General features: G+C 62.6%; 9 protein-coding genes. 4 read left to right on the top strand and 5 right to left on the bottom strand.

Translation table 11 applies throughout. The features are described from left to right. Window positions 1–139: 139 nt before the first annotated feature. Entirely contained in the window at window positions 140–1714 is a 1575-nt protein-coding gene (lysS, locus tag HMPREF2635_RS04830) for a lysine--tRNA ligase (RefSeq protein ID WP_070511110.1), read from the top strand. Between the two features lie 147 nt (window positions 1715–1861). Continuing rightward, a complete protein-coding gene (locus tag HMPREF2635_RS04825) occupies window positions 1862–2800 on the top strand; it encodes a hypothetical protein (protein ID WP_070821347.1) in 939 nt (312 codons plus the stop codon). Window position 2801: 1 nt separating this feature from the next. Here the strand turns inward: HMPREF2635_RS04825 and HMPREF2635_RS04820 are convergent, their stop codons facing one another. After that, the gene (locus HMPREF2635_RS04820) at window positions 2802–3143 is read right to left on the bottom strand and encodes a hypothetical protein (protein ID WP_070821346.1); all 342 of its coding nucleotides are present in this window, start codon (window positions 3141–3143) and stop codon (window positions 2802–2804) included. 269 nt (window positions 3144–3412) lie between these two features. Between HMPREF2635_RS04820 and HMPREF2635_RS04815 the strand changes: the two genes are divergently transcribed. Beyond that, window positions 3413–4813 carry an MDR family MFS transporter gene (locus HMPREF2635_RS04815; RefSeq protein WP_070821345.1) on the top strand — a complete coding sequence of 467 codons (1401 nt, stop codon included), beginning with the start codon at window positions 3413–3415 and terminating at the stop codon, window positions 4811–4813. On the opposite strand, the gene HMPREF2635_RS04810 is transcribed toward HMPREF2635_RS04815, so the two are convergent. The 4 genes from HMPREF2635_RS04810 to HMPREF2635_RS04795 form a co-directional block, all read right to left on the bottom strand. Continuing rightward, window positions 4810–6057: a serine/threonine-protein kinase gene (locus tag HMPREF2635_RS04810; protein ID WP_070821344.1), complete on the bottom strand. Its 1248-nt coding sequence runs from the start codon at window positions 6055–6057 to the stop codon at window positions 4810–4812. The two genes, HMPREF2635_RS04815 and HMPREF2635_RS04810, sit on opposite strands and share 4 nt — an antisense overlap. A 111-nt stretch (window positions 6058–6168) precedes the next feature. Next, window positions 6169–7647 (bottom strand): serine/threonine-protein kinase, encoded by a 1479-nt coding sequence (locus HMPREF2635_RS04805; protein WP_070821343.1) that lies wholly within the window; start codon window positions 7645–7647, stop codon window positions 6169–6171. A gap of 2 nt (window positions 7648–7649) precedes the next feature. Beyond that, window positions 7650–8315 (bottom strand): hypothetical protein, encoded by a 666-nt coding sequence (locus tag HMPREF2635_RS04800; protein WP_070821342.1) that lies wholly within the window; start codon window positions 8313–8315, stop codon window positions 7650–7652. Window positions 8316–8437: 122 nt separating this feature from the next. Beyond that, entirely contained in the window at window positions 8438–9124 is a 687-nt protein-coding gene (locus HMPREF2635_RS04795) for a hypothetical protein (protein WP_070511101.1), read from the bottom strand. Between the two features lie 234 nt (window positions 9125–9358). Here HMPREF2635_RS04795 and HMPREF2635_RS04790 point away from each other — a divergent pair, with 234 nt between their 5' ends. After that, the gene (locus tag HMPREF2635_RS04790) at window positions 9359–12136 is read left to right on the top strand and encodes an ATP-dependent Clp protease ATP-binding subunit (protein WP_070821341.1); all 2778 of its coding nucleotides are present in this window, start codon (window positions 9359–9361) and stop codon (window positions 12134–12136) included. Window positions 12137–12216: the final 80 nt, after the last annotated feature.

Genomic DNA, 12216 nt, shown 5'->3' with positions numbered 1-12216 from the left:
TTGCGCGGGGATGTCGCAACGGACGCACTGAGTTAATACGGTTGAGATGGCCGCGCGGTTGATACTGTCTAACGGCTAGATGAACACTCTGTGAACCGGGATCGCGCCAGCGTATGGGGATCGACTACCCTAGACAACCGTGAGCGAGAAGAAGAATACTGAAGTTACTGACGTCCCCGAGCAGCTGCGCATCCGCCGCGAGAAGCGCGCCCGACTGTTGGAGTCCGGCACCGAGCCTTATCCGGTGACCGTGGACCGCACGATCTCCCTGCGGGATCTCCGCCAGCAGTTTCAGGTCGTTGCAGAGGGCGAAGAGCCGGCCGCGGAAGAGGGCGTCACCTACCTCAGCGCGGGTGAGGAGACTGACGTCGAGGTAGCCATCGCCGGCCGCCTTATCTTCATGCGTAATACCGGCAAGCTCTGCTTTGCCACCTTGCAGGATGGTGATGGCACCCAGGTACAGGCCATGCTGTCGCTGGCGGAGGTAGGGGAGGAGCGCCTCGCCGCGTGGAAGTCTGACGTTGACCTGGGTGATTTCATTTCCGTACGCGGCCGCGTCATTGCTTCGCGCCGCGGCGAGCTCTCCGTCATGGCTTCCGAGTGGACCATGGCGGCGAAGTCCTTGCGCCCGCTTCCGGTTTCCTTCGCTGACATGAACGAGGAAACTCGCGTGCGCCAGCGCTATAACGACCTCATCGTGCGCGAGGAGGCCCGCAAGAATGCCATGACCCGCGTGAAGGTCATGCGTGCGTTGCGCAACTACCTGGAGGATCAGGGCTTCGTGGAGATCGAAACCCCGATGCTGCAGACCATCCACGGTGGTGCGGCGGCCCGCCCGTTCGTGACCCACTCCAATGCCCTGGACATCGACCTCTACCTGCGCATCGCTCCGGAGCTCTTCCTGAAGCGTGCTGTTGTCGGCGGCATTGACCGCGTCTTTGAGATCAACCGCAACTTCCGCAACGAGGGCGTTGACCGCTCCCACTCCCCGGAGTTCGCCATGCTGGAGACTTACGAGGCGTGGGGCGACTACAACGACTGTGCTCGCACCATTCGCGAGTCCATCCAGTCGGTGGCCCGCGCAGTCTTCGGTTCCACCACCGTCACCCTGGCGGATGGCACGGAGTATGACCTCGGCGGCGAAGAGTGGCCGGAGATTGAAATGTACCCCTCCCTCAACGAGGCTCTGCAGCGCAAGTTCCCCGGCCAGCCGGAAGTGACCATCGACTCCACCGTCGAGGAGCTCAAGGCGATTGCCGACGTCATCGGGCTCGACGTCCCGAAGAACGGCGGCTGGGGCCACGGCAAGCTGGTGGAGGAGATCTGGGAGGTGCTCTGCGAGGACCAGCTCGAGGGCCCGATCTTTGTGAAGAACTTCCCGGTTGAGACCTCCCCGCTGACCCGCCAGCACCGCTCCCAGCCGGGTGTGACGGAGAAGTGGGACCTGTACGTGCGCGGCTTCGAGCTGGCCACGGGCTACTCGGAGCTGGTGGATCCCGTAATCCAGCGCGAGCGCTTTGAGGATCAGGCTCGCCTTGCCGCCGGCGGCGATGAGGAAGCCATGGTGCTGGATGAGGACTTCCTGGCCGCTATGGAGCAGGGCATGCCGCCGACAGCCGGTGCTGGCATGGGTATGGACCGCCTGCTCATGGCCCTGACCGGCCTGGGCATCCGCGAGACCGTGCTCTTCCCGATCGTGAAGCCGGAGCACTAGTTTCTCCTAGCTTCCACCTGCCCGCGCCCGCCACTGTGGTGGCTGCGCGGGTTTTCGGGTTTTCTCATTGCTGCGCCTCCAGCCCCCAATGAGGGAAAGTTGCTGCGGCTAGCCGCAGGATTGACCAATCCATGAGAAAATGCAGGTGTGACAAAGCTTCTGAATGCCCTGCCCTTCGCACTGATCGCCTGTACAGCGGCAGCGTGTTCTGCTGCCGAGGATTCCACCAGCGGTGAGCCGCAATTCCACAACACCTCCACCGCCGAGACTTCCGCCGATAACACTGAATCTACGGAATCGAGCCCGGCTCCGACGTCCGCGAAGGACAAGGAAGGTGACTCGGGCCTTAAAGAATTAGATAAGGAAGACTTCATCGCCACCAACTTGGGACACGCGACCTCCACGGTGTATGGAGTGAGCAGCCCGAATGACCGTGTGGCCTGCACAGTCACCGAAGATCAAGGTTTGATCGGGTGCAGCGTAGTGTTCGCTGATCCGCCCCTGTACCCGGCGACCGGGCAGCCGCTTTGGCTCTCCAATTCCGTTAACTTCGATGCGACCGCGGGCTTTTATCCCAATGTGAAAATGGGCGGAGACGCCGCGGCACCCACCACGCTAGAAGCAGGGAACACCGTCACGATGAACGGTGTGACGTTTGAATCCGTGAGTGAGGATGAATTCACGGTCAAGATCGATGGCCACCACTTCACAGTGAAAGACGATGGTGAGTACTACTCCGATACCTTCCCACCGCAGCCAGATGGGGAAGGGAAAGCTATGACCGGAACCATCTGTGGGGACCTCGGCAATGGCGAGTATGTCTATGCCAAAGAGAACGGGACGGATTGCGCGCGGGCAATGGAAGTTCTTGAGTATTACAAGAACTATGACTTCGCGCCCATGGAGGGCGGCAACCGTGGGTACCTCATGGAGGATGACTTCAGCTGCTCCTATAACGCCGATCCCGGCTGGCCAGACGAGCCCGACTATCGGTGGCTTGGCTGCAGCATCGAAGATGGCGGCGCAGTCGTCGTCCTGGACCCGGCCGCGCGTGCACTCGTGTCAGAGAAAGGCGGGCAGCGCTAGATCAGTGCGGGCCGCGCGTCAGCGTGAGTTCGTAGGAACCGCTGGGCGTCGTGAAGCACAGCAGCGAGGTGCCCTCGGGGATGGCTGCGGTAGCGCGCGGCAGTAGACGGATGGGGCCGTGCGTGCGGATGTGTGGGGAGGATAACTCCGCCGCGAGGAAGCTGCCCACGTTACTCACCATCCAGTTGTCCTCTTGCTGCCAGAAGTGGAGGAAGTGGCGGTGCATAGAGGCGTCATCAGGAGCCAGCGGGAAGTCCCCCGCGCGGCCTGCCACTAGCTGCTGACCTGGGCGCACGACGGCGCGTTCCCCAGCGGAGTTAGTGACAAGGAGGTCGCGCTGCATCCAGAGGCCTTTCTGTAGCTTTAGGCAGTAGCGTTTAGAGCTTTGAGTAGCACGGAGGGCGCTGTCACCTTCACACTGCCGTGTGGCCTAACGCACCTGCTGAGATTCCGGGGAGTGCCACCCAACGAGGGCTCACATCTGACTCGTGTGGCACCCCGGCCACCAGAGGAATACACTAAATCGCTCACGTGTTGTCTCTTGGGTGCTGACGGTGTGAGTAGCAGCGCTGAAGACCCAAAATAGAAAAGTTGAAAGGTGTAGCCGGCCGCATGTCCGCTGAAATCCCTTCGAAGGTAATAACTACCCTCAGCATCCTGGTGCTGGGAGCGATGGTCATGATTCTCAACGAGACCTCGCTCTCCGTTGCGCTACCGGCCATTATGGCGGACTACTCCATTCCTGCCACGAGCGCCCAGTGGTTGTTGACGGGATTCATGCTCACCATGGCTGTGGTTATCCCCACCACCGGCTTCCTTCTGGAAAGACTTACGACGCGCCAGATCTTCGTTGCGTCCGCGGGGCTCTTCCTGGCCGGAACCGTGGTGGCGGCCCTCGCGCCGAGCTTCTTCATCCTGCTGGTGGGCCGCGTCCTTCAAGCTGGCGGAACCGCTTTGATGATCCCTACCCTTATGACCGTGGCCATGACGCTGGTCCCAGCGCAGCGTCGTGGCACGGTGATGGGCATCATTTCCGTGGTGATCTCTGTGGCCCCGGCATTGGGGCCCACCGTCGGCGGAGCGATTCTCAACCACTTCACCTGGCACGCCATCTTCTGGTCCATGGTTCCGCTCATCGCCCTCATTCTCATCGCCGGGCTCTGGCGTTTAGACAATGTGGGTGAGAACCGTGATACCCCGCTCGACGGCCTCTCCGTCATCCTTTCCGCCCTCGCGTTTGGCGGGTTGATTTACGGCCTGTCCTCGATGGAAAAGATCCTGCAGGGAGACGGCTGGGTGGACATCGCCGTTACCGTGGTGGGCGTCATCGCGCTCGCCGTATTCATCCGTCGGCAGCGGCGCTTGGCGCTGGAGGATCGCGCCCTGATGGATCTGCGTCCCTTCCGCGTCCGCAATTTCACCCTCGCGGTGATCATCCTCCTCCTGTCCTTTGGGCTCATGCTGGGAATGGTCACGGTCTTGCCCATCTATCTGCAAACCACCCTGGGTGCTACGGCCTTTGCCACGGGGTTGGCGGTGATGCCGGGCGGCATCCTCCAAGCCTTCCTTTCCCCGATTGTGGGCCGGCTCTTCGATTCCTATGGCCCGCGCCCGCTCATGATTCCTGGCTCACTGCTCATGGTGGCCGGGCTGTGGCTCATGGCCACCTTGGGTGAGAACTCAGCTGTGTGGATGGTCGTGGGTATGCACGTGATCTTCTCCCTCGGCATGTGCTTGATGATGACGCCGCTGATGACCACTGCGCTGTCCTCGCTTCCGAAGAAGCTCTACTCGCATGGCTCGGCAATCATGAACACTTTCCAGCAGTTGGCGGGTGCGACGGGAACGGCTTTGCTCGTTGTCTTCCTCACCCGCGGCACCCTGGCTGGCGCTGCCGCTGGGCTAAGCCCGGCCGCGGCGACGGCGCAGGGAACGCACTGGGCTTTCCTGTTTGCCGGCGTGGCCGGCATCGCCATTGCGGTGATAGCACCGCTGCTTAAGCGCGCGGTTTAACACAGAGGTAGGTTGAGGCGGATGTCCTCTGCGTCCTCGCCCCAGACGAGGACGGCGTCGGTGGAGTCCTCGGCGCTCATGTAGAACACCGGCTCGGAATCGGAAATGTCGTAGCTGTACACGGTGCAGCGTCCGTTGGATAGTTCCTGCGCGCCCTGCGTCGGGCCGGCGGCCTCGCGCTGGGTGACGTCCCCGTACCGCGCCACGGAGTAGCTCACGCCGTCACCAACGCACGTAATCTTCGCCTCTTGGCCGTCCTCCGGAGCACGGGATTCGCAGGTGGCGCCGTTGAAGCCTTCGTCGCCAGGGCGGGAGCTGATGAGCCCGGGGTGGCCGTCGGCAAGCGCCTGCTCTGAGTCGGACCACGCCGACCTCCCCAAGAAGAACCACAGCAGCCCACCAACCAGGAGCAGGAGAAGAAGGCCCACGCCCAAGCCCGCAAAGACCTTGCCCTTCGATTTCGAGGTGCGCGTGGTGGGTGATGACTCCGCGGGATCGGCAGCATAGCCAGGCTGGGGTTGCTGGGGTTGCTGCGGCCCGGCCCAGTCCTCCTGCGGGGCAGCGGTATGCTGCGGAGCTGACTGCCACGGGGCCGCGCCCGGGCTCGGGCTCGAGCTGTCGGTGTTTGTGCTGCGCACGGCGTCGATAACGGCGGCGGCTGAGGGGTAGGCGGCCGCAGCGCGGAAGCCTGGGTAGGCCGCGGAGACGAGCTGGGCCAGGCGGTCGATGACCTCCTTCGCGGAGGCAGTGGGGGCGTCGGTAGCGGTGGCCGGGCCGACCGTGGCGAAGAAGGCTTTCGCGCGGTTATCGGTGAGGATGATGCGTCGCGGGTTGAGCGCACGGAGAGCGAAGCCAGCGCGGCCCTGCTGGATAAGGAAGTCCGTGGCGTCGGCCAAGGGAGCAAAGACGGCGAGAGCTTCCTCTTGGGAAAGGTGGTGGGCGCCGATGCCAGACGACGTGTACTTCGACAGCTGCTCGCCCGGCAGGCTGCGGCGCACAAAAAACTCCTGGCCGTTGTTCATCGTGCCCGTGCCCACGACGGGAGCAATGGCGCTGTGCTGCAGCTGGCCAACGATTCCGGACTGGCGGAGCACGCCGCGGTGCTCCGGACCATAAATTTCTACGAGGAGTTCGTCTTGCGAGGGATCTTCCACGAGAAACAGCGAGGAGCCCGCCCCTTGGTCCAAGACAGCCTTCTCGCGCAGCCGGTGCTGGGTAGTGAAAAATTCAGGAAGCGTAGTCACGGTGAGAGAAATCCTTCGTGGAGGAGGTCGACGGTGAGGTATAAGAATCTTCCTCATTCTAAAGGCGACACCGTGTCCATGGGCGTGACACAGCGCTCCCGCCACGGTGGGCTAACAGATGGGCAAGCTCAAACGGTCCTCGCGAGCATGCGGACCAGCAAGAACGAGAGCAAAACGCGCGGAGACTCCCGAGGGGTACACTCCCCACGTTCCCGGCTGGTGAGGGATTTCCGCCGAGGTGATGCTGCACGCATCCTGGACTAAGACGTCGAGGCGGCGCGGCATGATGGAGTTACGGTTGTCCTCCGTGCCGAAATCAGCTGCGACAAGCGTGAGGTCGTCGCTCCTGCACACGATTCGAGCTTGCTGCCCCGCTTCCGGCAGCGCGGGGCGGCAGTCGAGGTTGCGCCACGGGGCGCGGCCAGGGTGCTCCGGCAATAGCTGTGGAAATTGTTGGGCCAGAACCTCGTCGTGCTCGTCCCACCCCGCGCCGTACAGCGCTAGTCCGCCGGCGACTGCCAGACACAGCAACACCGCCGCAAGCACGCCCCCGAGGATGCTCAGATGGCGACGCCGCGGCTGCTCGGCGCGCTCGTGGTGGGGGCTGGCCGGTGGCGTAGCAGGGCCGGCGGCAGCATCCGGGGCTGCGGGGCGCGGCGCGGACGCCAGCTCACTCAGCTCCGCGAGCATAATCGATGCAGTGGCGAAGCGCTGCTGAGGATCCGGGTTCAACGCGGAGGCGAAGAAAGTGTTGAGGGCGGGGGCGAGGGGATCGTCGCCAGGCGCCAGATTATGAGCGGTCAACTGCGGTATCACACGGCTGTGCGCCCACTGCTGGGGACTGGTGGCGCGGCGCAGATTAACCAGAGTGAGCATCTCCAGCGCGATGAGCGCGAGCGAGTAGCGGTCACTGGCGGCGGTCGGCTGCGGTGGGTGCTTGACCAACTGCGTGGGGTAGAGCTCCGGCGCCATGTAGGCATCCGTGCCCACGCGCAGGCCTTCGCGGGTCAAGCGCGTCGTGTCCTCATTGATGGCGATGCCAAAGTCCGCCAGCATGACGGTACAGCCCTCGTTATCACTGTGGGCAGTGGGAGAAGGCGTGCTATCGGCGATGATGTTCGCGGGCTTGACGTCGCGGTGAATGACCGGCGATGGAAGGGCCGCCAGGTAGTCCAGGGCCTGTGCGATGGGCGCGAGCAGCTGCACGGTTTCCTCCACCGTGAACTTGGAATTGTCCAAGATGCGCTGGTTGATGTGCGCCTCCAGGCTGGGGCCGCGCAGGAATTTCATAATGAAATAAGGCACGCCGCCCGGGGTGATGTCGCCATCGTAGATAGGCACGATGGCCGGATGCTCGAGTGCCGCGACGGTGCGCATCTCCGCCATGAAGCGGCGGACCTCCTCATCGTCCTCGGCCGCATGCTGCGCGATGACCTTGATGGCTACTTCGCGGTCCAAGCTTTCCTTGCGGGCAAAGACGATGGTGCCCATGCCACCCGCACCGATCTGGTGGAACTGCGAGTAGCCCTTGGCGCTGAGCTCGGGCTCAAGATCCAAAGGCAGACCGGAAGCGGTGGGCTGGCTGTTCATGGCTATGCGGCGACGATGATGGGCTGGTGAATGACAAAAGGCTCATAACCGGCCTGCCGGATGCTGATCTCTGCGACGAAGTCGCCGGGGTCGGTGAGCCGAGCAACCAGCGTGCACTCGCCGGACTCACAGTCCACGGCGAAATCCTCACCCTCCTTGAGGTGGTGTGACTGGGTGTCGTCGAGAAGCGCCACCTGCCATTCGGCATTGTTGTCCAGATCTGCCTCGTCCCCACTCAAGTTCGTGGCCTGCACGCTGAGGACAAGGGCACCCCCGGTAGCCCACTGCAGTACGCCGGTCGGGGCAGAGCCGCCGATGGCCCCATCGTAGCGCCGGTTGTCCAGCTCAACGCGCAGGGTTTGGAAACCGTAGGGCTCCACGCCCGAGTAGGTGGCCACGATTTCGTTGACCACCCCTGGGCCCGCTTCCTTCTTCGTGAGCAGGTAGGTGCCGTCCTCCTGGCGCAGGTGCGAAGGTTCGCTGGGTTCTGGGATCTCGGAATCGGTCCCCTCGACAGGAACGTCTTCGTGCTGGGACAGGGTGGTCTGGCCCGTGACCGTGAACTTGGGCGCATCCTCCGCGGTGTCTTTGTTCGTCGCGCACGCAGACAGCGCGAGGAGCGCTACGCCGAGTCCAGCTAGCGCGCGCGGAGAGACGGAGGCGAACATTGGTTGTCAGATCCTTGCAGAGGGACAGATGAGGGATAGAAGGGGATAAAAATAGATAGGGGCCAGAATCAGACAAAGAATAACAGCACCGGTGAGCGGCTTAAAACAATAATGCTGAATTGTTATGAAAGGTGCGCATAGTAGTGCGGGTGCGCGGCCGCGAATTGGGCGAGCACAATGCGCCATGAGATCTTTTGGCCCGGCTGGAACTGCGGAACGCCGAGCTTTTGCAAGGTCTCCGCCAGCGTCTGAATCTTGCGCTCTACTTTCTTTTCCGTCCAATCCAGGGCCTCTGCTAGCTCGCGCTGACTACTCACGACCACCCGTGGCTCCGCGGCGGGGTTGTCGAGGAGTGGCTGAGCGAGGGTCTTGAGCAGCAGGCACTGCTCCTCATTCGGCTCGAAGACGTGGGTGGTAAACGGCCCATCCGGTGGAAGGCTGGGCTGTGGGCTGCGCAGCGACTGCATGACGGTGAGCTCGCACTCGTAGCTCATGGTGGCAGTGGAGAAATAGAGCGTGGAGGTTCCCGGGTGCAGAACTTCAATGCTGCCGGGGCTGATGAGGGTGCGGCCGAAGCCGCAGGCGGCGGGTGGCTGGATCGTAGCGGCGATGAAACTGCCGATGTTCTTGATGAACCACTGTGAGCCATTGGACCACACCTGCAGGAACGTACGGTGCATGGCGGGATCATCGGAGGCCAGTAGGAAGTCCCCCTGGCGGCCAAGGGTGACGCTTTCGGAGACCTCGAGGAGGCGGGAGTGCCCAATCAGATCGTCGATAAGCAGGGTGCCGTGCTGTGCCTGTTGCATCGGGGGAGGCTCCTTCCCGCGGGGATGTAACCAGTGTTGACTGAAGAGTTACTTTACTTTAAGGCTTGCGCGCAGGCGCTTGGCGACGCCTCCCGCCACCTGTTCGCTACCGGCGTACAGTGGTTCTACCTGGGGAAACGAGGTTTTTGAGAAGGGGGGTGCGGAATTCACGAATGGAGTGTCCGCCCCGCGCGTTAGAGTGGATGACACATTTACAGCGAAAGGTAAGAGGTAATGTTCGAGAGGTTTACTGACCGTGCTCGCCGCGTCATTGTTTTGGCGCAGGAGGAAGCACGCATGCTCAACCACAATTACATCGGCACCGAGCACATCCTCCTGGGGCTTATTCACGAAGGCGAAGGCGTAGCGGCCAAGGCTTTGGAGTCCATGGGTATCTCGCTGGAGGACGTCCGCCGTGAGGTGGAAGAGATTATTGGTCAAGGTTCTCAGCCGCACACCGGTCACATCCCATTTACCCCGCGCGCGAAGAAGGTTCTCGAGCTCTCCCTGCGTGAGGGTCTTCAGATGGGCCACAAGTACATTGGCACTGAGTTCCTGCTGCTCGGCCTCATCCGTGAGGGTGACGGCGTGGCGGCCCAGGTGCTGACCAAGCTGGGCGCCGACCTGCCGCGCGTGCGCCAGCAGGTTATCCAGCTGCTCTCTGGTTATGAAGGCAACGAGGGAGAAGGCAACCAGTCCCAGGGTGGCCCCGGCCCGGTAGGCGCCGGTGCCGGCGCTGGCCAGGGTGGCCGTGGCGGCCCGGGTGGCTCCGGCGAGCGCTCCAACTCCCTGGTGCTGGACCAGTTCGGCCGCAACCTCACCCAGGCTGCGCGCGACGGCAAGCTGGACCCAGTCGTGGGCCGCGATTCCGAGATTGAACGCATCATGCAGGTGCTGTCCCGCCGCACCAAGAACAACCCGGTGCTCATCGGTGAGCCCGGCGTGGGTAAGACCGCAGTGGTCGAGGGGCTGGCCCTCGATATCGTCAACGGTAAGGTCCCGGAGACCCTCAAGGACAAGCAGCTTTACTCGCTGGACCTCGGCTCCCTGGTGGCTGGCTCGCGCTACCGCGGTGACTTTGAGGAGCGCCTGAAGAAGGTGCTCAAGGAGATTAACCAGCGCGGTGACATCATCCTCTTCATCGATGAGATCCACACCCTGGTCGGCGCCGGTGCCGCCGAGGGCGCTATCGATGCCGCTTCGCTGTTGAAGCCGAAGCTGGCTCGCGGCGAACTGCAAACCATCGGTGCCACCACCCTGGATGAGTACCGCAAGCACATTGAGAAGGATGCCGCCTTGGAGCGCCGCTTTCAGCCGGTCAAGGTGGAAGAGCCTTCCCTCGATGACACCATCCTGATCCTCAAGGGGCTGCGCGATAAGTACGAGGCACACCACCGTGTCTCCTACACCGATGAGGCGTTGAAGGCTGCAGCCTCCCTGTCTGACCGCTACATCAATGACCGCTTCCTGCCGGATAAGGCTGTTGACCTCCTCGATGAGGCTGGTGCCCGTATGCGCATCAAGCGCATGACCGCCCCGGAGGGCCTGCGCGAAGTGGATGATCGCATCGCAGAGGTCCGCAAGGAAAAGGAAGCTGCGATTGACGCCCAGGACTTCGAGAAGGCCGCTGGCCTGCGCGATAAGGAGCGCAAGCTGGGTGAAGAGCGCGCGGAAAAGGAAAAGCAGTGGCGCTCCGGTGACTTGGAGGAAATCGCTGAGGTCGGCGAGGAGCAGATCGCTGAGGTTCTCGCGCACTGGACTGGCATTCCGGTGCTCAAGCTCACGGAGAAGGAATCCAACCGCCTCCTCAACATGGAAGAGGAGCTGCACAAGCGCATCATCGGCCAGGACGATGCCGTCAAGGCCGTGTCCCGCGCCATTCGCCGCACCCGTGCTGGCCTGAAGGACCCGCGCCGTCCTTCCGGTTCCTTCATCTTCGCCGGCCCCTCCGGTGTGGGTAAGACGGAGCTGTCGAAGTCCTTGGCTAACTTCCTCTTCGGTTCGGATGATGACCTCATCCAGATCGACATGGGTGAGTTCCACGATCGCTTCACCGCGTCTCGCCTCTTTGGTGCTCCTCCGGGATACGTTGGCTACGAAGAGGGCGGCCAGCTGACCGAGAAGGTTCGCCGCAAGCCTTTCTCCGTGGTGCTCTTCGATGAGATCGAAAAGGCCCACAAGGAGATTTACAACACCCTTCTGCAGGTGTTGGAGGATGGCCGCCTGACTGACGGTCAGGGCCGCGTGGTGGACTTCAAGAACACCGTGCTTATCTTCACCTCCAACCTGGGTACCCAGGACATCTCGAAGGCCGTGGGCTTGGGCTTCACCGGCTCTTCGGAGAATGACGCCGATGCACAGTACGAGCGCATGAAGAACAAGGTCAACGACGAGCTGAAGAAGCACTTCCGCCCTGAGTTCCTCAACCGTATCGATGAGATTGTGGTCTTCCACCAGCTCACCCAGGAGCAGATCGTCGAGATGGTGGAGCTGCTCATCGCCCGCGTAGAGAAGCAGCTCTCCGAGCGTGACATGGGCATCGAGCTCACTCAGAAGGCCAAGGACCTGCTGGCCAAGCGCGGTTTCGACCCGGTCTTGGGTGCACGTCCGCTGCGCCGCACCATCCAGCGCGAGATTGAGGATCAGCTCTCCGAGAAGATCCTCTTCGGCGAAATCGGCGCGGGTGAGATCATCACCGTGGACGTTGAAGGCTGGGACGGCGAGTCCAAGGACAACTCTTCTGCCACCTTCACCTTCACGCCGCGTCCACGCCCGCTGCCGGAGGACACCTTTGACAAGGAGCTCGAGGAGACCGCCGTGCGTGAGGCCGATGAGGAACTCGCCACCGAGATCGACGCCGAAACTCACGGCCCCGACTCCAATGGTCCGGACACGGTGACCCCGGACGTCCTCGACGAGTCTGGTAGCGATTCCGCTGAGGAATCCCACAACGACGATGGCGATGACGGCAACCCGCCGCCGGCAGGTGCCGGTGCTGGCCAGCCGCTCTAAGCGCTGACTTGGGCCCCGTGCTGGACCCATAAGGAATAAGCCCCGAACCGCATGCGTGTGACACCGCGTGCGGTTCGGGG

It is taken from the genome of Corynebacterium sp. HMSC035E02 (assembly GCF_001836065.1).
Lineage (GTDB): Bacteria > Actinomycetota > Actinomycetes > Mycobacteriales > Mycobacteriaceae > Corynebacterium > Corynebacterium hiratae.
This window is presented reverse-complemented; position numbering and strand designations above follow the sequence as displayed.

Coding starts and splice junctions, on each gene's coding strand:
- HMPREF2635_RS04805 (WP_070821343.1), bottom strand. CDS start 7,647: ATGAACAGCCAGCCCACCGCTTCCGGTCTGCCTTTGGATCTTGAGCCC.
- HMPREF2635_RS04820 (WP_070821346.1), bottom strand. CDS start 3,143: ATGCAGCGCGACCTCCTTGTCACTAACTCCGCTGGGGAACGCGCCGTC.
- HMPREF2635_RS04790 (WP_070821341.1), top strand. CDS start 9,359: ATGTTCGAGAGGTTTACTGACCGTGCTCGCCGCGTCATTGTTTTGGCG.
- HMPREF2635_RS04800 (WP_070821342.1), bottom strand. CDS start 8,315: ATGTTCGCCTCCGTCTCTCCGCGCGCGCTAGCTGGACTCGGCGTAGCG.
- HMPREF2635_RS04815 (WP_070821345.1), top strand. CDS start 3,413: ATGTCCGCTGAAATCCCTTCGAAGGTAATAACTACCCTCAGCATCCTG.
- HMPREF2635_RS04795 (WP_070511101.1), bottom strand. CDS start 9,124: ATGCAACAGGCACAGCACGGCACCCTGCTTATCGACGATCTGATTGGG.